The 20,545-nt window shown below is 67.9% G+C and carries 11 protein-coding genes; 8 read left to right on the forward strand and 3 right to left on the reverse strand.

Annotated features, from left to right (window positions below; genetic code table 11):
* The first annotated feature begins 73 nt into the window (after positions 1-73).
* Together DM480_RS08735 and DM480_RS08740 are read left to right on the forward strand one after the other, a co-directional pair.
* Entirely contained in the window at positions 74-2,986 is a 2,913-nt protein-coding gene (locus DM480_RS08735) for a TonB-dependent receptor (protein WP_115378483.1), read from the forward strand.
* A gap of 192 nt (positions 2,987-3,178) precedes the next feature.
* On the forward strand, positions 3,179-4,672 hold the full coding sequence (locus DM480_RS08740) for a tryptophan halogenase family protein (protein ID WP_115378484.1): 1,494 nt from the start codon (positions 3,179-3,181) through the stop codon (positions 4,670-4,672).
* A gap of 55 nt (positions 4,673-4,727) precedes the next feature.
* Here the strand turns inward: DM480_RS08740 and DM480_RS08745 are convergent, their stop codons facing one another.
* Positions 4,728-5,771 carry a LacI family DNA-binding transcriptional regulator gene (locus DM480_RS08745; protein WP_115378485.1) on the reverse strand — a complete coding sequence of 348 codons (1,044 nt, stop codon included), beginning with the start codon at positions 5,769-5,771 and terminating at the stop codon, positions 4,728-4,730.
* Between the two features lie 158 nt (positions 5,772-5,929).
* Here DM480_RS08745 and DM480_RS08750 point away from each other — a divergent pair, with 158 nt between their 5' ends.
* The 5 genes from DM480_RS08750 (at position 5,930) to DM480_RS08770 (ending at position 14,810) form a co-directional block, all read left to right on the forward strand.
* The gene (locus DM480_RS08750; protein WP_405053272.1) at positions 5,930-7,792 is read left to right on the forward strand and encodes an alpha-amylase family glycosyl hydrolase; all 1,863 of its coding nucleotides are present in this window, start codon (positions 5,930-5,932) and stop codon (positions 7,790-7,792) included.
* On the forward strand, positions 7,789-9,399 hold the full coding sequence (locus DM480_RS08755) for an alpha-glucosidase (protein ID WP_115378486.1): 1,611 nt from the start codon (positions 7,789-7,791) through the stop codon (positions 9,397-9,399). The genes DM480_RS08750 and DM480_RS08755 overlap by 4 nt, the downstream gene beginning before the upstream one ends.
* Entirely contained in the window at positions 9,396-11,585 is a 2,190-nt protein-coding gene (locus tag DM480_RS08760; RefSeq protein ID WP_232833923.1) for a glycoside hydrolase family 97 protein, read from the forward strand. The genes DM480_RS08755 and DM480_RS08760 overlap by 4 nt, the downstream gene beginning before the upstream one ends.
* A 235-nt stretch (positions 11,586-11,820) precedes the next feature.
* On the forward strand, positions 11,821-13,305 hold the full coding sequence (locus DM480_RS08765; RefSeq protein ID WP_115378487.1) for a tryptophan halogenase family protein: 1,485 nt from the start codon (positions 11,821-11,823) through the stop codon (positions 13,303-13,305).
* Positions 13,302-14,810 carry an MFS transporter gene (locus tag DM480_RS08770; protein ID WP_198665779.1) on the forward strand — a complete coding sequence of 503 codons (1,509 nt, stop codon included), beginning with the start codon at positions 13,302-13,304 and terminating at the stop codon, positions 14,808-14,810. Before DM480_RS08765 ends, DM480_RS08770 begins: the two co-directional genes overlap by 4 nt.
* A 181-nt stretch (positions 14,811-14,991) precedes the next feature.
* Here the strand turns inward: DM480_RS08770 and DM480_RS08775 are convergent, their stop codons facing one another.
* Entirely contained in the window at positions 14,992-16,227 is a 1,236-nt protein-coding gene (locus tag DM480_RS08775; protein WP_115381058.1) for an MFS transporter, read from the reverse strand.
* 306 nt (positions 16,228-16,533) lie between these two features.
* Between DM480_RS08775 and DM480_RS08780 the strand changes: the two genes are divergently transcribed.
* Positions 16,534-19,125: a TonB-dependent receptor gene (locus DM480_RS08780; RefSeq protein ID WP_115381060.1), complete on the forward strand. Its 2,592-nt coding sequence runs from the start codon at positions 16,534-16,536 to the stop codon at positions 19,123-19,125.
* 60 nt (positions 19,126-19,185) lie between these two features.
* On the opposite strand, the gene DM480_RS08785 is transcribed toward DM480_RS08780, so the two are convergent.
* Positions 19,186-20,541 carry a sensor histidine kinase gene (locus tag DM480_RS08785; protein ID WP_232833925.1) on the reverse strand — a complete coding sequence of 452 codons (1,356 nt, stop codon included), beginning with the start codon at positions 20,539-20,541 and terminating at the stop codon, positions 19,186-19,188.
* Positions 20,542-20,545: the final 4 nt, after the last annotated feature.

The following is a 20,545-nucleotide window of genomic DNA, read 5'->3' on the forward strand; positions in this document are numbered from 1 at the left end:
GTTACGCCGGCCGATCGTCCTCCCATGACAGGGGGCGGGGGCACGGCATCACTCTTGGGGGAGGATCCTTCTCGTGGCCCGTTCCGTTTCGTCGTTCTCGCTGCGCCGCCGCGCCGCGCTCCGCACCACCACCGTCGGCCTTGGCAGTCTGTTCCTGGCGACGGGCGGCGCCGCATTCGCGCAGGAGACGCCCAACCCGCAGTCGCCCAACGCCAATCCGCCCGCCGCCGCGACAGTGCAGGCGCCGGCCCCCGCCGCCGAGCCGACGCCGAACCAGGATGCCGAGCAGGCGAAGACGCAGGCGGATGCGGCGGGCGACGGCCAGGACATCGTCGTCACCGGCATCCGCGCCAGCCTTGCAAGCTCGGCCAAGATCAAGCGCAACTCGACGCTGATCGTCGACAGCGTCTCGGCCGAAGACGTCGGCAAGCTGCCCGACGTGTCGATCGCCGACAGCCTCGCGCGCCTGCCCGGCGTCACCGCGCAGCGCCTCGAGGGCCGCGACCAGCGCCTGTCGATCCGCGGCCTCGGCCCCGATTTCTCGACCACCTTGCTCAACGGCCGCGAGCAGGTGACCGTCGGCGACAACCGCGGCGTCGAATACGACCAGTATCCGTCGGAATTCTTCCGCAACGTCAACGTCTACAAGTCCGCCGACGCGTCGCTGATCGCGGCGGGCATCTCGGGCACCGTCGATTTGCGCATGCTGCGCCCGCTTGACCAGCCGGGCCGCGTCGTCGCGATCAATGCGCGCGGCCAGATGAACGGCATCGACAGCCTCAACCCGGATTCGTCACGCTACGGCTATCGCGCGTCGGCGACCTATGTCGACAAGTTCGCGGACGATACGCTCGGCATCGCGCTCGGCGTGTCGGCGACGCAGACGCCGTCGCAGGACGAACGCTACAACGCTTGGGGCTATTCGGGCAGCGGCACCGCCGCCGATCCCTATGTGCTGGGCGGCGCCAAGCCCTACGTCCAGTCGAACGAGCTGCGCCGCTACGGCGGCGTCGCGACGATCGAGTGGCAGCCGTCGGAGAATTTCCACTCGACGTTCGACGCGCTCTATTCGAAGTTCAAGGAAGAGCAGCACCTGCGCGGCGTCGAGTTCCCGCTCGGCTTCTCCGATCCGGTGAAGAGCGGCATCCAGACCAACAACGGTTTCGCGACCGCGACGACGTTCAGCAACGTCTTCGCCGTGATGCGCAACGACTATAACCGACGCGACGCGGAGAATCTGTCGCTCGGCTGGAACAACGACCTGAAGGTCACCGATCGCATCCACTTCAACGTCGACGCAAGCTGGAGCCGCGCGACGCGCACCGACTTCCTGCTCGAAACGAACGCGGGCACCGGATATCAGAAGTCGGGCGTGCCCGATCGCGTGACGGTGACGCAGAATGCGAACGGCACGTACCGGATCGTGCCGACGCTCGATTACACCAACACCAACATCTTCAAGCTCACCGACCCGCAGGGCTGGGGCTACAACGGTACGCAGCCCGTCGTGCAGTCGGGCTTCCTCAACCGTCCGAGCTTCAAGGACGACCTGAAGTCGCTGCGCGCCAGCTTCAACGGCGAGATCGACGGCAGCATCGTCAAGAGCTGGGAAGTCGGCGGCAATTACAGCCGGCGTGAGAAGACGAGCGCCTATTCGTCCTACTTCCTGTGCCCGACCGGCGGCGGCACGAACTGCACCGTCGCCAGCGGCACGCCGACGACCGCGCCGGTGCCGACTGCGGCGCTGCTCGGCACCAACGTACCGCTCGCCTATCTCGGTATTCCCGCGATGCTGACCTGGGACCCGCTCTACGTCTACAACAACGCGCTCAACAAGGCGTTCGACGGCCGTCCGTCCGCGCTGGTCCGCGACAATGTCGTGACCGAGAACGTCTGGACGGGCTATGCCAAGATCAACCTCGACGGCGATCTCGGCGGCAAGGCGGTCAAGGGTTCGCTCGGCGTGCAGGTCGTCCGCAGCGAGCAGCGCGGCACCGGCCAGATCGCGAGCGTCAACAACGGCGCCGTCACGCTGGCGCCTGCCGACCAGAAGGAAACCTATACCAACGTGCTGCCCAGCGCGACCTTCTCGGTCGAGCTGATCCCGAGCGGTTACATCAAGATGGGCGCGTCGCAGACGATGATCCGTCCGCGCCTCGACCAGGAGCGCGTGACGCAGGACGTGTCGATCAACATCGCCAACATCGGCCGGACGCAGCCGGGCCTGCTCTTCCCGGTCTTCTCCTCGAACGGCGGCAACGTCGCGCTGCGTCCGTATCAGTCGACAAACATCGACCTGTCGTTCGAGAAGTATTTCGACGGCGGCGGCTATGTCGCGGTGTCGGGTTACTTCAAGCACCTCACCGACTTCGTCGATCCGAACAACAGCTATGCGTTCAACTTCACCGGACTGCTGCCGGCATTGACGCCTGCGCAGCAGGCGCAGGTGATCGCCGCGAACCAGACGATCGGCACCGTGTCGGCGCCCGCCAACACGGGTCGCGGCGAGGTGATGGGCGTGGAGGGCACGATCTCGCTGCCGTTCAAGATGCTGACCAGCGCGCTCGACGGCTTCGGCGTGTTCGTCACCGGCAACTACACCGACTCGACGATCAAGTATGCCAACAGCCCTGCGCCGATCACGCTGCCCGGCCTGTCGGACGTCACCGCCAGCGGCACGCTCTATTTCGAAAAGTGGGGTTTCCAGGCACGCGCCAACTATCGCTACCGGTCGAACTTCCTCGCCGAGGTGGCGGGCCTGTCGGCGGCGCCGACGTATCGCACCGCCAAGTCGGAAGGCATTCTCGACGCGCAGATCGGCTACGAATTCCAGGAGGGCTTCCTGAAGGGCTTCTCGATCCTGGCGCAGGCCAAGAACCTGACCGACCGGCCGTTCATCACCTACCAGAACAACGATCCGCGTCAGGTGATCGACTATCAGCGCTATGGCCGCGATTACTATATCGGGCTCAGCTACAAGTTTTAACGGTCCTTTTCTCCCCCACCTTACGGGCTGTCGTCGCATGCCGGCGGCGGCCCGTTTTGTTGGGTTTTCGTCACCATGGACTTGTTCCGCGGTCCACCGTTCCGCAAGACGACCAGCCTGTGCGCATGCGGGACGGTAGATGCCGGAACAGGTCCGGCATGACGACCTGAGCCAATCAGAGGACAGCGTTCCATGACCCTCAACACCATCGTCATCGCCGGCGGCGGCACCGCGGGGTGGATGGCGGCCGCGGCGCTCGGCCATCTGCTCGGCGAGCATGTCGCGATCCGGCTCGTCGAATCTGAGGAGATCGGCACCGTCGGCGTCGGCGAGGCGACGATCCCGCAGATCCGGCTGTTCAACCAGGCGCTGGGCCTCGACGAGGATGCGTTCCTGCGCGCGACCGGCGGCACGTTCAAGCTCGGCATCGCCTTCGACGGCTGGACCGCGCCGGGGCACAGCTACATGCATGCGTTCGGCGACGTCGGCCGCGATGTCGGGCCGGTGCCGTTCCAGCATTACTGGCTGCGCGCCCGCGCCGCCGGGGTCGCCGGGCCGCTCGGCGACTATTGCATGAACGACGTCGCGGCCCGCGCGGGCCGGATGCATCGCGGCGCGCCGCTGACCGCGCGCACGATCCCCGCCATCCCCTACGCCTTTCACTTCGACGCCAATCTCTACGCGGCGTACCTGCGTCGCTTTGCGCAGAACCGCGGCGTCGTGCGGACGGAGGGGCGGATCGCACACGTCGAGCGCGACGGCGAGAGCGGCGACGTCGCGGCGCTGGTGCTCGACGGCGGCGAGCGGGTTGCGGGCGACCTGTTCCTCGATTGCACCGGTTTTCGCGCCTTGCTCAGCGAGGGTGCGCTGGCGACGGGGTACGAGGACTGGTCGCGATGGCTGCCGTGCGATCGCGCGGTCGCGCAGCCGAGCGCGGGGGCGGGGGCGCCCTTGCCCTACACCCGCGCGATCGCACGGCAGGCCGGGTGGCAATGGCGCATCCCGCTGCAGCATCGCACCGGCAACGGCCACGTCTATTGCAGCGCATTCACCAGCGATGACGAGGCGGCAGCGACGCTTGCCGCCAATCTCGACGGCGCGGCGACGGGCGATCCGCGGCCGTTGCGGTTCGTCACCGGGCGGCGGCGGCGCGCCTGGAACCACAATGTCGTCGCGCTCGGCCTCGCCAGCGGATTCCTCGAGCCGCTGGAGTCGACCAGCATCCACCTGATCCAGTCCGCGATCGCGCGGCTGGTTAAGCTGCTGCCCGCGATGCCCGTCGCGCCCGCGCTGCGTGCCGAATACAATCGCCAGGCCGATTTCGAGATGGAGCGTATCCGCGATTTCCTGATCCTCCATTACTGGGCGAACGGCCGCGACGAGCCCTTTTGGCAGGCGTGCCGCGATATGGCTCTGCCCGACACGTTGCAGGCGAAGATCGACCTGTGGCGCGAGGCCGGCGTCATCACGCGCGAGCATGAGGAACTGTTCACCGAGGACGGCTGGCTGCAGGTGCTGGTCGGGCAGGGGGTCGCGGCACAGGCGTACCATCCGCTCGCCGACGCGATTTCGGACGGGGACCTTGCGGAATATATGGAGATGCTGCCGCTGCTCTACCGCCGGGAGGCGGGTGCGCTGGCGGAGCACGGTGCCTTCGTCGCCAAGCATTGCGCGATGCGGCGGTAGTCGCTCGCCTTCACCGTTCCAGCGGCGGGAAGGGTGAGGGTAGGGGGGGGAGTTCCTAACTCGACCCGCGCACCACCAGCCGCGGTTGCAGCAGCGTTGCCTGCGTCGGCTGGTCCGCAATGCGGCGCAGCAATGTATCGACCAGCACCTCGCCCGCGCGCCGGTAATCCTGCGCCACCGTGCTCAGCGACGGCTGCGTCGTCGCGGCGGCGGGGATGTCGTCGAACCCGACGACGGAGACGTCCTGCGGCACGCGCAGCCCAGCCTCGGCCAGCGCGCGCATCGCGCCGAGCGCGATCAGGTCGGACGCGGCGAACAGGGCGTCGAAGGGAATGTCGCGCGCGATCAGGCGGCGCATCGCGTCATAGCCGCCCTGTTCGACCGACAGCGAATCCGCGTGCAATCCCAGATGCACCGGCAACCCCGCCGTGCGCAGCGCCTCGGCCAGGCCGCGGTAGCGGTCGCGGAATTCGGGATAATGATCGTCCGCCTGGCCGATGAACGCGACGCTTTTGCGGCCGCGCGCGATCAGATGCTCGCCCGCCGCGCGGCCGCCGGCGATATTGTCGCTGCCGATCGTCGTCGCCAGCCCGTCGGGGTCGACCGCACCCCAGCGCACGAAATGCGTGCCCTGCGCAACGAGGGCTTCGAGCCGCGCCTTGTACACCTCGTAATCGCCATAACCGAGCAGGATGATCCCGTCCGCCTTGCGGCTGTCCTCGTAATCCATGTGCCAGTCGGCGGAGAGATGCTGGAACGAGGTGAGCAGATCGTAACCGCGCGCCGCGCAGGTGCGCAGGATCGATCCCAGCATCGAGAGGAAGAACGGGTTGATGTACGTCCCGTCGGGCAGCGGATCCTCGAAGAACAGCAGCGCCAGCGTCATCGTCTGGCCGCGGCGCAGCGAGGATGCGTTCTTGTCGACCTTGTAGTTCAGCTGGTGGGCGATCGCCTCGATCCGCATCCGCGTCGCCGCGCTGACCGTCGGATCGCCGCGCAGCGCCCGGCTGACCGTGGGTTGCGACACGCCCGCGCGCGCGGCGATGTCGAACGACGTCGGTTTATCGCTCGTCCCCCTGCTGCGCGTCCTCGCCGTCATGGCGAAGCAATAGACCAGCGGCAGGAAAGGCGAAAGCTTTCGCGTGAATACGTATGCCTTGCGCTTCCCTTGTGCGTGCCGGTTACCCAGAACGGCGCCTGACGCGGACGGGCATCGGCATCCGTGCGCGCGAGGGATACGACCGGGAGGGGCCTGCCATGCGCCGAGGCGCGATACTTCACTCCGCGATCGCCGCGGCACTGGCGGCATGCTGCGCGACGACCGCGGCCGCGCAACGGGCGACGCCGGCACCGACGCCAATGTCGGCGCGCGCCGATTATCGTGCGCGCCTGCCGCAGGACGAGGTGATCTATTTCCTGCTGCCCGACCGGTTCGACAATGCCGATCCGTCCAACGATCGCGGCGGCCTGACCGGCGACCGCGGCGTCACCGGGTTCGACCCCACCGCGAAGGGTTGGTACCACGGCGGCGACCTGAAGGGCGTGACGCGCCGGCTCGACTATATCCAGGCGCTGGGCGCGACCGCGATCTGGGTTGCGCCGATCTTCAAGAACAAACCCGTGCAGGGCAGCGGCGCCTATCAGTCCGCCGGCTATCACGGCTATTGGATCACCGATTTCACCCAGGTCGATCCGCATTTCGGCACCAATCGGGACTTCGCCGACCTCGTCGCCGCCGCGCACAAGCGGGGGATGAAGGTGTACATGGACATCGTCGTCAACCACACCGCCGACGTCATCCAGTATCGCGAATGCGTCGCGAAGCCCGATTGCCCGTATCGCAGCCGTGCCGATTATCCCTACCAGCGCCGCGGCGGCGTGGGCGGCCCGCCGATCAACGCGGGGTTCGCCGGCGACCAGGATCGCAGCGAGGCCAATTTCGCGAAGCTCATCGATCCGACCTACGCCTACACGCCGTTCGTGCCCGAGGCGGAGAAGACGGTGAAGGTGCCCGCCTGGCTCAACGACCCGATTTATTACCACAATCGCGGCAACACGACCTTCGCCGACGAAAGCGCGACGATGGGCGATTTCGGCGGCCTCGACGACGTGATGACCGAACATCCGCGCGTCGTCGCGGGCATGATCGACATCTACGGCGGCTGGATCGACCGGTTCGGCATCGATGGTTTTCGCATCGACACCGCGCGCCATGTCGAGCCGGAATTCTGGCAGGCCTTCGTCCCCGCGATGCAGGCGCGCGCGCGGGCGAAGGGCATTCCCAATTTCCACATCTTTGGCGAGGTCGCGTTCGAGACTCTCGACGTCGGATTGCTCGCCCGCCACACCGTCGTCGACCGATTGCCCGGCATCCTCGATTTCGCGACGCGCCAGGCGATCGTCGAAAGCGTCACCGGCAAGCAGGAACCGGGTGCCTGGGACAAGCTGACGCGCGGCGACGCGCTCTACGCGCATGGCTACGACACCGCGGTTCAGCTTCCCACCTTCGTCAGCAACCACGACGCGGGCCGCCTCGCGATGATCATCCGTCGCGAGATGCCGCTGATCAGCGACGATGAGCTGCTGCAGCGCGTCCGTCTCGCGCATGCGATGCTGCTGACGCTGCGCGGCGTGCCGACCATCTATGCCGGCGACGAACAGGGCTTCACCGGCGACGGCAATGACCAGGATGCGCGCGAGGACCAGTTCGGCAGCAAGACCGCGAGCTACAATGACAACCACCTGATCGGTACGACCACGACGACCGCGACGCCGCATTTCGGTCGCGACCATCCGCTCTATCGCGAGATCGCGATGCTGGCGAAGCTGCGTACCGCGACGCCCGCGCTGACCCGCGGCACCGAGGTGTTGCGTGCGCGCAGCGACCAGCCCGGCCTCGTCGCGCTGTCGCGCATCGACCCCGCGACGGGGGCGGAGGTGCTGCTTGCGTTCAACACCGCGACGACCCCGCTGACGCGGCAGGTGGAGGTCGGCATCGGCGCGACGACCGCCGACACGCTCGCCGGTACGGGGTGCGGCGCGGTGGCGGCGCCCGGCAGCCTCACCGTAATGCTGCCGCCGCTCGGCTATGCCGTCTGCGCGCTGAAGGCCGCACGATGAACGGGATAGAACGACCGTGGTGGCACGGCGCCACCATCTATCAGATATACCCGCGCAGCTTCGCCGATTCGAACGGCGACGGCATCGGCGACCTTGCCGGCATCACTGCGCATCTCGACCATGTCGCGCGGCTGGGCGTGGAGGCGATCTGGCTGTCGCCGTTCTTTACCTCGCCGATGGCCGATTTCGGCTATGACGTGTCCGATTATTGCGACGTCGACCCGATTTTCGGCACGCTCGCCGATTTCGACGCGCTGGTCGCGCGGGCGCACCAACTGGGGCTGAAGGTCATCATCGACCAGGTCTGGGCGCACACCAGCGACCGCCACCCCTGGTTCGAGGAAAGCCGCCAGAGCCGCGACAACCCCCACGCCGACTGGTATGTCTGGCGCGACCCCAAGCCCGACGGGTCGCCGCCCAATAACTGGCAATCGGTGTTCGGCGGTCCGGCATGGACGTGGGACGCGCGCCGGCGCCAGTATTACATGCACAATTTCCTGAAGGAGCAGCCGCAGGTCAACGGCCACCATCCGGCGGTGCAGCAGGCATTCCTGGACGTCGCGCGCTTCTGGCTGGAGCGCGGGATCGACGGGTTCCGGATCGATGCGATCAATTTCATGATGTTCGATCCCGATTTCCGCGACAATCCGCCCGCACCCGAGGACGACGGCATCCCGCGCACGCGGCCGTTCGATTACCAGCTGCACAGCTTCAACCAGAGCCATGCGGCGATCCCCGGCTTCCTCGAACGCGTCCGCGCGCTGTTCGACAGCTACGACGCGCGCTTCACCGTCGCGGAGGTCGGCGGCGCGGACAGCGACCGCGAGATGAAGCTGTTCACCGCGAACGGCCGCCGCCTGCACAGCGCCTACGGCTTCGATTTCCTCTACGCCCCGGCGCTCACCCCCGCGATGGTGGCGGAGGCGGTGGCGAAATGGCCGGAGGCGGAGGGTGTCGGCTGGCCGAGCTGGGCGTTCGAGAACCATGACGCGCCGCGCGCCATCTCGCGCTGGGCCGCGCCCGGTCAGGCGGGTGCCTTTGCGCGGATGAAGATGCTGCTGCTCGCCTCGCTGCGTGGCAATATCTTCCTCTATTATGGCGAGGAGCTGGGCCTGACGCAGGTCGAGGTGCCGTTCGAGGCACTGCAGGATCCCGAAGCGATCGCCAACTGGCCGCGTACGCTGTCGCGAGACGGTGCGCGCACGCCGATGGCGTGGTCGGCGGACGCGCCCAATCTGGGCTTTTCCACCGCGACGCCGTGGCTGCCGATCGGGGCGGATCACGCGAGCCTCGCGGTCGACCGGCAGGAGCGCGACCCGCACGCCTTGCTGCACTGGACGCGCGACGTGTTGGCGATGCGCAAGCGCCACCCCGCCTTGCTGACCGGCGACATCCGCGTCGTCGAGGCGGGCGAGGCGATGCTTGCACTGGAGCGGCGCAGCGGGGGCGATACGTTGCTCTGCGTTTTCAACCTGTCGCCCGAGCCGCAACGCTGGGCGCCGGCCGATCCCGATCGCTGGCGCACGGTGACGCAGACTGCGACGCAGGGGTGGCATTTCGACGGATATGGCGCATTGATCGCCGAACACACGGGAGAGGCACGATGAACCGCGGCCAGTCAGTGTTCTTGCGCACGCAGGAACCCAGGGTAATCAAGCGCGCCGCCTGTGGCTCTGGGCTCCTGCGTCCGCAGGAGCACAAGCGGGCGGCGTTGCATGTCCTGCTCGCCACTGCCGCGCTCAGCCTCGTCGGCAGCCCGGCGCTGGCCCAAATCGACCCCAATGCCGTCGCGCAGGTTCCGACGACCGCGTTCAAGCCGGTGGCGACCGCGACCTCGCCGAATGGCCAGATCGCGGTGACGATCGCCTTCGATAACGACGGCCGCCCGACCTATGCGGTGACGCGAAAGGGCAAGCCGGTGCTCAACCCCGGCCGTCTCGGCGTCATGTTCACCGACGCGCCCAAGATCGAGCGCAACGTCGAACTGATCGGCCAGAAGACCAGCGCGTCCGACACCAGCTGGACGCAGCCATATGGCGAGTGGAAGACGATCCGCGACAATCACAGGGAACTGGCGCTCCGCTTCCGCGAGAAGACCGGGCTGAAGCGCGAAATGGACGTCACCTTCCGCCTCTTCGACGATGGTATCGGCTTTCGCTATAGCTTCCCCGACCAGCCCAACCTGCACGAGGCGAACATTGCCGACGAACTGACCGAATTCGCCTTCGCGCAGGGCGGCACGGCGTGGTGGAAGCCGGCATACCAGTGGAACCGCGAGGAATATCTCTACAACAAGACCCCGCTCGATGCGGTCGGCACCGCGCAGACGGTGATGACGGTGAAGCTGGCGGACGGCACGCACGCCGCGCTGCACGAGGCGGCACTGGTCGATTATGCCGCGATGAACCTCGCACGCAGCGAGGGCAACACCTTCAAGGCGTCGCTGACGCCTGGTGCGGGCGCGCCCAAGGTACGGCGCACGGCGCCCTTCGCCTCGCCGTGGCGCACCGTCATCCTGTCGGACGACGCGGCGGGGCTATACATGAGCCATCTGGAGCTCAACCTAAACGAGCCCAACAAGCTGGGCGACGTCAGCTGGGTGAAGCCCGCCAAGTTCGTCGGCGTGTGGTGGAAGATGATCAAGGGCGAGTGGACCTGGGCGACCGGGCCGCAGCACGGCGCCACCACCGCCAACGTCAAGACGTACATCGACTTCGCCGCCGCTAACAAGATTCCCGGCGTGCTCGTCGAGGGGTGGAACGTCGGCTGGGACGGCGACTGGTTCGGCAATGGCAACGCCATGCAGTTCGACACGCCGACGCCCGACTTCGACGCCGCCGAACTCGCCCGCTATGCCAAGGCGAAGGGCGTGCACCTCGTCGGGCATAACGAGACGGGCGGATCGGCCAGCCATTACGACGCGCAGCTCGACCGCGCCTTCGCCTATGCGCGCGACCATGGCATCCCCGTCGTCAAGACTGGCTATGTCACCGACGCGGGCCAGATCGAGCGCGTCGATGCCGACGGCACGAAGGCGCGCGAGTGGCACGAGGGCCAGTGGATGGTGAACCACTATCTGCGCGTCGTTGAGACCGCCGCGAAGTACAAGGTCGCGATCGACAGCCACGAACCCGTCAAGGACACCGGGCTGCGCCGCACCTATCCCAACTGGATGGCGCGCGAGGGTGGGCGCGGCATGGAATACAACGCCTGGCCCGGCAAGAACCCGCCCAACCACGAAGCCAACATGTTCTTCACGCAATGGCTGGGCGGCCCGATGGACTTCACGCCCGGCGTGCTCAGCCTGACGGGGCAGGGCGGCAGCGCGCTGATGTCGACCGAGGCGAAGCAGCTGGCGCTCTACGTCGTCATCTATTCGCCGGTGCAGATGGCCGCCGATACGCCCGAAAACTATGCGCAGCATATGAACGCGTTCAAGTTCATCCGTGACGTGCCGGTCGACTGGTCGGACACGCGTGTGCTGAACGGCGAGGTCGGTGATTACGTTACCGTCGCGCGCAAGGACAGCGCGAGCAACGACTGGTATCTGGGGTCGATCACCAACGAGGCGGGCCGCACGCTCACCGTCCCCCTCGACTTCCTCGACGGCGGTAAGCGCTACACCGCGGAAATCTATCGCGACGGCGACGGCGCGGATTACCGCACTGACGCACGCCACGCGATCGCGATCGAGACGCGCCAGGTGAAGAGGGGCGACACGCTGACGCTCAACCTCGCGCCGGGCGGCGGCCAGGCGATCCGCTTCGTCGCCGCGGGCAAAGGGCGGCGTTGAGGCCAGCCTCTCTTCGTCACCCCGACCTCCAGCCGGGGTCCCGCCTCTTGCTTCGCCGGGTGGCAGAAGCAGCGGGACCCCGGGTCAAGCTCGGGGTGACGAAGGTGTTCGCTTGTCTCCCCACGCCGTCATCCCCGCGGAGGCGGGGATCCAGACGCGCGGAGCTCGCGGGAGGAATCGCGACGGCAGCGTCTCTGGATTCCCGCCTTCCCGGGAATGACGAGCGGGTGCGGATATGACCCCATGCGGCCCCAGCATCGCCATCGTCGGCGGCGGAACCGCCGGCTGGATGGCGGCATGCCTGATGGCCAAGGCCTGGCCCGACGCGGCGATCACGCTCGTCGAATCCCCTGATGTCGGCATCGTCGGCGTCGGCGAAGGATCGACGCCGCAGATGAAGGCGCTGTTCGATGGCCTGGGTATCGCCGAAAGCGCGTGGATGCCGACCGCCGATGCAACGTACAAGGTCGGGATCGCTTTCCGCAGCTGGGGCGGGGCAGGTTCCTCTTACTTCCACCCCTTCGCCGGCGCGGTCGATCTCCACACCCAGCCCGCGTTTCACGCGAGTGCCCACGCTCGCCGCACCGGCGCCGACGTGGCTGCGCATCCCGACCGGTTCTTCCTCAACAGCCGTCTCGCCGCCGCGCGCCGCGCGCCGGTCGCGCCCGCCCATTTCCCCTTTCCGGTCGGTTACGGCTATCATTTCGACGCGCACAAGGTCGGGGAGGTGCTGCGGGCCGAGGCGCTGCGCCGCGGCGTTGGCCACGTCCGCGCGCACGTCACCGACGTGCCGCTGACCGAGACGGGCGACATCGCTGGCCTGACCCTGGCCGATCGCGACCCGATCGCCGCCGAGCTGTTCGTCGATGCCAGCGGCTTTGGCGGCCTGCTCGTGCAGCAGGCGTTACGCGTGCCGTTCCGGCCGTTCGCGGACAACCTGTTCAACGATCGCGCCGTCGTGATGCCGACGCCGCGGGGCCCCGACCTGGATGCGCATACCACCGCCACCGCGTTGTCCGCGGGCTGGGCGTGGGCCATCCCGCTGACGACGCGCACGGGCAACGGCTATGTCTTTTCGTCCGCCCATCTTTCGCCCGATGCCGCGGAGACGGAACTGCGCCGCCACCTTGGCCTCATCGACAGCGACGTCGCCGCGCGGCATCTGACGATGAAGGTCGGCCGCGTCGAACGCAGCTGGGCGGCGAACTGCCTCGCCATCGGCCTGGCGCAGGGATTCATCGAGCCGCTGGAGGCGACCGCGCTCCATATCGTGCAGGCGACGGTGGAAGGCTTCATCCAGGCCTATGACGCGGGCGGCCGTTCCCCGCGCGAACGCGACGGCTTCAACGCGCGCATCGCCCGCCGCTACGAAGGCATTCGCGATTACATCGTAGCGCATTACCGCCTCAACCGTCGCACGGACACGCCCTATTGGCGCGACGCGGCGGCGGTCGAGCATCTGTCCGACGACCTCAAGGCGATCATGACCGCGTGGTTCACCGGCCGCGACGTCGCGGCGGTGATCGAGGGCCGCGACCTTCGCGGCTATTACGCCCCGATGTCGTGGGAAGTGCTGCTCTCCGGCTACGGCACCTTTCCGCCGGCGGACCGGCTGCGCGCCGTGTCGCCTGTCGCCGACCTCGCCGGCATCGACGCGTTGCTCGACGGCTGCCTACTCAATTTTCCGCCGCACGCAGCGGCCCTGAAGGATCCCGCATGACCGCAATGCTCGCCCGTCGTCCGCGCCAGAGCTGGGCGGGGTTGTGGAACATCTCGTTCGGCTTCTTCGGCATCCAGATCGGCTTCGCGCTGCAGAATGCCAACATGAGCCGCATCTTCCAGTCGCTCGGTACCAGCCTGGACGATCTGCCCGCTTTATGGATCGCCGCGCCGCTGACCGGGCTGCTGGTCCAGCCGATCATCGGCCATCTGAGCGACCGCACGTGGCTCGGCCGGCTCGGCCGACGGCGGCCCTATTTCCTCGCTGGCGCGCTGCTCGCGGGCTTCGCGCTGTTCGTCATGCCCGAAAGCCCGGCATTGCTCGTCGCCGCGCTGATGCTGTGGGTGCTAGACGCCTCGCTCAACATCTCGATGGAGCCGTTCCGCGCGTTCGTCGGCGACATGCTCGACCGCGACCAGCATGCCGCGGGCTATGCGGTGCAGACCGCGTTCATCGGCGCAGGCGCGGTGTTTGGGTCGATCTTTCCCTGGCTGCTCGAACATCTCGGCGTGTCGAACCAGGCGGCGGCGGGCGGGATCCCCGACACGGTGCGTTTCGCCTTCTGGTTTGGCGGCGCGGCGTTGGTCGGCGCAGTGCTGTGGACCGTGCTGACGACGCGCGAATATGCGCCGGACGAGATGGCGGCCTTCCATGGCGTCGCCGACCCGGAAGAGGGCGCGCATGTGCTGCGCGCCCTCGCCGCGCGCAGCTATGGCGCCAGCATCGCGTGGATCGCGGCGGGAGCGGCGGTGATCGCGGGCGTCGCGGCGCTACGCCTCGAAAAGGAGGTGTATCTGCTCGGCGCCCTGCTCGCGGCCTACGGCGTTGCCAGCCTCGTCGCGTTGGCGGGGGCGAAGCGCGGCCGCGCGCCGGGCCTGCTCGGCCATATCGTCGGCGATTTCGCGGGCATGCCCGTGTTGATGAAGCGGCTGGCGGTCGCGCAATTCTTCAGCTGGTCGGCGTTGTTCATCATGTGGATCAACACGACGCCGATCGTCGCGGGCCGGTTTTTCGGCGCACCCGATGCCACCAGTCCGCTGTATCAGGAGGGCGCGAACTGGGTCGACGTGCTGTTCGCCGCCTATAACGGCATCGCCGCCATCGCCGCGCTGACGCTGCTGCCGCTGCTCGCGCGGCGCATCGGTCAGGCGCGGACGCACATCGTCGGCCTGCTGTGCGGCGCGGCGGGCTTTGCGAGCTTCTTCCTGATCCGCGATCCCAAGTGGTTGCTGGCGAGCGAGATCGGCATCGGCATCGCCTGGGCCTCGATCCTCGCCATGCCTTACGCGATCCTCGCGTCCAGTCTGCCGCAGCGCAAGCTCGGCATCTACATGGGGTTGTTCAACGTCTTCGTCGTCGTGCCGCAATTGCTGGTCGCGACGGTAATGGGGTCGATCACCAAGCATTTCTTCCCTACCGAGCCGATCTGGACATTGGCCTTCGCTGCCGGGTCGCTGATCCTCGCCGCCGCGGCGATGACGCAGGTGGACGCGGCACGCGCGTAGGCGCTGCACGCATCCTGCACGGCCTGCGCCCGGGATCGGGACGGGGCGGGCGGTACGATCTGCGCAGCGTGCGTCGACAGGGGCATGATCCGCGTCGACAGGAGCCCGCGCCTTGCCCCGATCCCATCATGCCAAGGCGCTCGCGATACAGGCCGCCGCCGTGGCTGCCGATCGCGGAAGGTTAAGCGGCGGGTTCGCTGCGCGGCCATGCCGTGATGCAGCCGTATGCGAAGGCCGCGATGACCAGATAACAGACGAGCGAAAGCGAAAACGCCGCGCGCAGGCCGATCGCGTCCGCCATCCGCCCGGTCAGCACCGGCACCACCGCGCCGCCGACTACCGCCATGCACAAAGCCATCGAGGCATAGGGCGCCGCCTCCGCATCGTCGGGGAGGGAAAGGGCGAAGATCGTCGGATACATGATCGCGTTGCACAGGCCGACCGCGAGGAGCGCGGCCGCACCGATCGCGCCCGGCGTGCCGATCGCCACCGCGACGAGCAGCGCGGCGGCGATCGCGGTGCCGGCCAGCGCGCGCGACGGCGCGATGCGCGCGAAGGCGGCGGCGCCGACGAAGCGGCCGATCATTGCGCCCGCCCAATACAGGCTGACCAGCCGGCCCGCGGTGACGAGCGGCACGGCGAGAACGTCGCCGCGCACCAGGAAATTGGCGAGCAGCGATCCGATCGTCACTTCCGCGCCAACATAGGCGAACATGGCGGCACTGCCCGCGAGCAGGCGCGGATCGCGCAGTAACGCGACGACGCCCGCCAGCGGCACGCGCCGCGGCGGCGTCAGATCGTCGAGCAGGCGGCGCGCACCGAAAAAGGCGATCGCGAGCGAGGCGAGCGCCGCGGCGCTGGCGAGGAACGGCAGCGCCAGCGCGACCCAGCCCGACGGGCCCGTCGATGCGCTGCCGAGCAGAAAGGACGCGCCGAGGAGGGGGGCTAGGACCGTGCCTAGGGAATTGAATCCCTGCACCAGAGTCAACCGGGAAACGGCGCGGGGGCCGTCCTCGACGACGACGAAAACGATGCCGCCCGCCAGTTGCAGGAAGGTCACCCCGGCGGACAATGTCAGCAGCGCGACGAGGACGAGCGGATAGCTGCCCGCTGCGGCGGCCCCGGCGAGGCCTGCGCAGCCCAATGCCATCACCGCGAGCCCCAGCGAAAGCCCGCGCATGTAGCCGATCGCGACGATCCACGCGGTGATCGGCAGCGCGAACAGCAGATAGCTGGAATGAAAGGCGAGCTGGACCAGCGACGCCTGAAAATAGTCGAGGCCCATCAGCAGCTTCAGTCGCGGGACGAGCAGGCTGATCAGCGAGATGATGAAGCCGCCCATGAAATAATTGCCCAGCGACAGGCGGAACAGGCGGCGCGCACGGGCGGATGCGGTGGTGGCGGGATCGGACGACACGCGGGCGACCTTATCGAGACGGAGCCGGCGGGCAACGTCACTGCCCGCGACAAGCGCGCACAACTGTGGCTTTGCCGCACCACCGGCGGACAAAAAGCATGCCGGTGGCCAGGACGCGATCCGGCTGACGTTACGGAAAGCGGCGCCATCAGCGCTACTCGGCGCTTCTATGAGATCAACGTGAAATTACCGCGATCTGTGCGTCACCGATCTGTCATTGGTCCGTCCCGACTCAGTCATAAGGCGCCCCTCGAAGCCGATCCGGTCTGCAAAGGGGAATTCAACGTGATCTCGAACCATTCGCGCCTGCTCGCGGGTGCCGCGCTGCTCGCCATCTCTGGCGTCGCGCACGCGGAAACCAAGCCGGCGGCGACCGCGCCCGTCGCGCCGGCAGCGGCGCAGGACACGGCGGCCGCCGCGGCGACCCAGCCCGACGACACCAACAGCGGTTCGCAGCTTGGCGACATCGTCGTCACCGCGACGCGTCGCGAGACCAACCTGCAGAAGACGCCGATCTCGATCAGCGTGCTGAACACGCAAGGGCTGCAGGACCGTCACGTCCTCAGCCTGTTCAACCTTGCCGACGGCACGATCCCGTCGCTGCGCGTCGCGACGTTCGAGGCGCGCCAGTCGGCGCTGACCATCGGCATCCGCGGCATCGTGCCGTACGACCAGAACCAGACCGCGCGCGACGGCGGCGTCGGCGTCTACATCGACGGGGTCGCGCTGGGTAAGACGCAGGGGCTCAACGCCGCGCTGTTCGACATCGAGCGGATCGAAGTGCTGAAGGGTCCGCAGGGCACGCTGTTCGGTCGCAACACCGAAGGCGGCGCGCTGTCGCTCGTCTCGCGCGCGCCGACCGGCGTGTTCGGCGGCCGCATGACCGCAGGCGTCGGCAATTACGGCAGCCGCAACGCCGATGTGCACGTCGACCTGCCCGAATATTACAACATCTCGCTGAAGCTGGACGGCGTGTACCAGCACCAGGACCCGACCGTGAAGAACCCGCTGACGGGGTCGACCGGCTGGAACTATTACGACCGCAAGGGCGGCCGGATCGCGGCGCGCTGGAAGCCGGTCGACGGCTTCACCGCCGACTTCGCCTATGATTATGCGAAGGACGACAACACGCCGCAGTACAGCCAGCTCGTCAACTACAACCCCAACGGCTATACCGTCGGCGCGTTCAACGGCACGACGTTGGTCCTGCCGGGCACCAACACCGCCTGCGGTGGCACGATCACCGCGGCGCAGGCCGCCGCCGGTCGCCCGATCTGCATCGCGCCCAAGGCGCCGCTGGTCGGCGTGCATCCCGATCGCCAGAAGGTCGCCGACGTCGGCGTGCCGCAGCAGCCCAGCGTCGACATCACGCACGGCTTTTCGTCGAACCTGAAGTATGCGCTGTCGCCGTCCGTCGAGCTGCGCTCGATCACCGCGTGGCGCGGCGTCGGCACCGACCAGTGGGACAATTCGGGCGGTCCGGAGCGCAGCAGCTTCGCGCCGAACTCGAACTTCAGCCGCTACAGCCTGTCGTTCCTGCACCAGCACCAGTTCAGCCAGGAATTCCAGGCGGTGGGCAGCATTCCGCAGCTCGATTACGTCGTCGGCGCCTATTATTTCACCGAACACGCGACCGAATATGCCGCGACGCCGCTCAGCAACCTGTGGAACGCGGACGGCACGGCGTACACCATCCGCAGCCCGATCCCGGGTAATGCCAATCCGATCACCAGCGCCAACTCGGGCTATCAGCAGTACGATCCGTCGTGCAACAACACGCTGGCGACGACGGTGCCGCAGTTCGCCAACAGTTGCCAGTTCATCACCCGCGCCAGCCAGGCGAGCGACCACAATTACTCGCTGTTCGGCAACCTGACGTTCACGCCCGCCGCGCTCGGCGACGTGCTGCACGTCACGCTGGGCGGCCGCTGGACCAAGGACAAGCGTCACGGCACGCTCTACGTCGTCAACAACCGCGCGGACCTGGTCACCGCGGGCACGGTGTCGCCGTTCTCGTTCCGCAACAGCATCAGCCGCTTCGACCCGATGATCAACGTCTCCTACGACGCGTCGTCGGACATCCATCTGTACGCCAAATATGCGACCGGCTTCCGCGCCGGCGGCGCGAACGACCGTTCGCTCCAGTTCAATGCCTTCGGCCCCGAGTCGGTGAAGTCGTACGAAATCGGTTCGAAGATGGAGTTCTGGGACCGCAAGGCGCGCCTGAACCTTGCCGGCTACATCATGGACCGCAGCAACACGCAGTTCGACTTCGACTATTTCGACACCAACGGGTCGAGCCCGACCAACGGCAGCCACATCGAACAGACGATCAACGCCGGCAAGAGCAAGATCCGCGGCGTCGAGGCGGACCTGACCGTCGCACCGGTCGAGGGCCTGACGCTGACCGGTTCGTATGCCTACACCTACTGGAAGGCGCCGTCGGCCGTGAACCCGCTGACCCCGGGCGCGCCGCCGCAGCAGCTGTACATCGTCTATACGCCGCGCAACGCGGCGTCGGGCGCGATCGACTATAACGTGCCGATCGGCAACGGCGATGCGACGGTGCGCTTCCACCTCGACGGCAATTACGCGAGCAGCCAGTACAGCTTCCAGCTCGAGCCGACGAAGACGGACGCCAGCTTCGTCATGAACGGCCGCGTCGCGCTTGCCGACATCGCGGTGTCGGATCACAACAAGGTGACGTTCGCCTTCTGGGTGCGCAACCTGCTCGACACGACGTACATCTATCGCCGCTCGGCCGCGAACTCGTCGCCGGTGTTCAACTATGCCTCCAACGGCCAGCTGATCTCGACCAGCTACGGTGGCATCCTGGGCGATTACGCCAACTTCAACCCGCCGCGGACCTGGGGTGTGGAAGCGACCGTCAAGTTCTGATCTCTCGGCTTCGGCCGAACATTCGAACGCCCGGTCCCTCGCGGGGCCGGGCGTTTGCGTTCAGGGACGTGTGCCGGCAGGCAGCGTCAGCATCGCGCTGAGCCCGGGGTCGGCATCGTCCAGCACCAATGCGCCGCGGTGCAGCCGGGCGATCGCATCGACCAGCGGCAGGCCGAGCCCATGCCCGTCGGTGGTGCGGCTGGCGTCGAGGCGCCCGAACCGGCGCAGCGCGAGCGGCCGGTCGGCGGCGGCGATGCCGGGGCCCGCGTCGCACACCCCGATCGTCGCCGTATCGCCGCCGCCCCCGGCGACGATCGTGACTCGCGTGCCCGCGGGCGTATAGCGCAGCGCGTTTTCGACCAGATTGACCAACGCCTGCGTCAGCAGCCGCCGGTCGCCGTCGACGATCGACGGTGCGGCGACCTCGACGCCGAGCCGATGACCGCTTTCCTCCGCCACCGGCGCCATCGCCTCGCCGACGTCGCGGGCCAGCGCGGCAAGGTCGATCGGTGCGAAGGCGGCGCGCCGGTCGCCCCCTTCGATCTCGGTGATGCGCAGCGTCGCGGCGAACATGCCCAGCAGGTCGTCGCATTGCGCGAGTGCGCCCTCGAGCTCTGCCTGCAATGCCGGGTCGGACGCGCGTGCCGCGATCAGCGTCAGGCGCGATCGCAGCCGCGCGAGCGGCATGCGCAGGTCGTGCGCGATATCGTGGCTGACCCCGGCGATCCCCTCCATCAGCGCGGCGATCCGGTCGAGCATGCGGTTGAACGCCATCGCCTGCGCCGCAAAAGCGCCATCGGTCGGGTCGACGGGGACACGCGCGCGCATGTCGCCATCGATGATCGCCTCCGCCGTCGCGCGGACGCGCGCGATGCGCCGTTCGATGAGCACGGCGAACAGGATCGTGCCGCCCAGCACCACCAGCACGATCGCGCCGAAGCCCAGGATCGCGTTGCGCAGCCGCACGCGGGCGTAATCGTCGACCGGCTCCGTCTCCGCGACCACCGTCAGCCACAGGCCGCCGCCCAGATCGCGCACCAGCGCGCGGCCGGCGGAAAGACCGGCGATGCCGTCGCCGTGATGCAGCGTCGAAAAGCCCGGCGGCAGGATGCGGCCGAGCACGATGTTGCCGCCCAGGCGGCGACCGTCGGCGTCCTTCAGCTCCAGCCCGATATCGCCCGTGTCGCGCGTGCGGGTGAGGCGATCGATCCGGGCGAGCAGCGTGGCGACGTCGCCGCGGCGCAGGCCGTCGTCCAGCTCGTCGCTGACCGTCGCCACGCGGCGGTCGATCAGCCGCTCGACCGCGGCGCGCGATGCGGAATAGCTGGCGACGCCCGTCGCCAGCACGGTCGCCAGGAACATTGCCAGGAACGCCGCGGTCAGCGTCCGCAGCGATCCCCGGCCCAGCACCTTCACCCGC

The sequence above is a fragment of the Sphingomonas sp. FARSPH genome (genome assembly GCF_003355005.1).
GTDB lineage: Bacteria > Pseudomonadota > Alphaproteobacteria > Sphingomonadales > Sphingomonadaceae > Sphingomonas.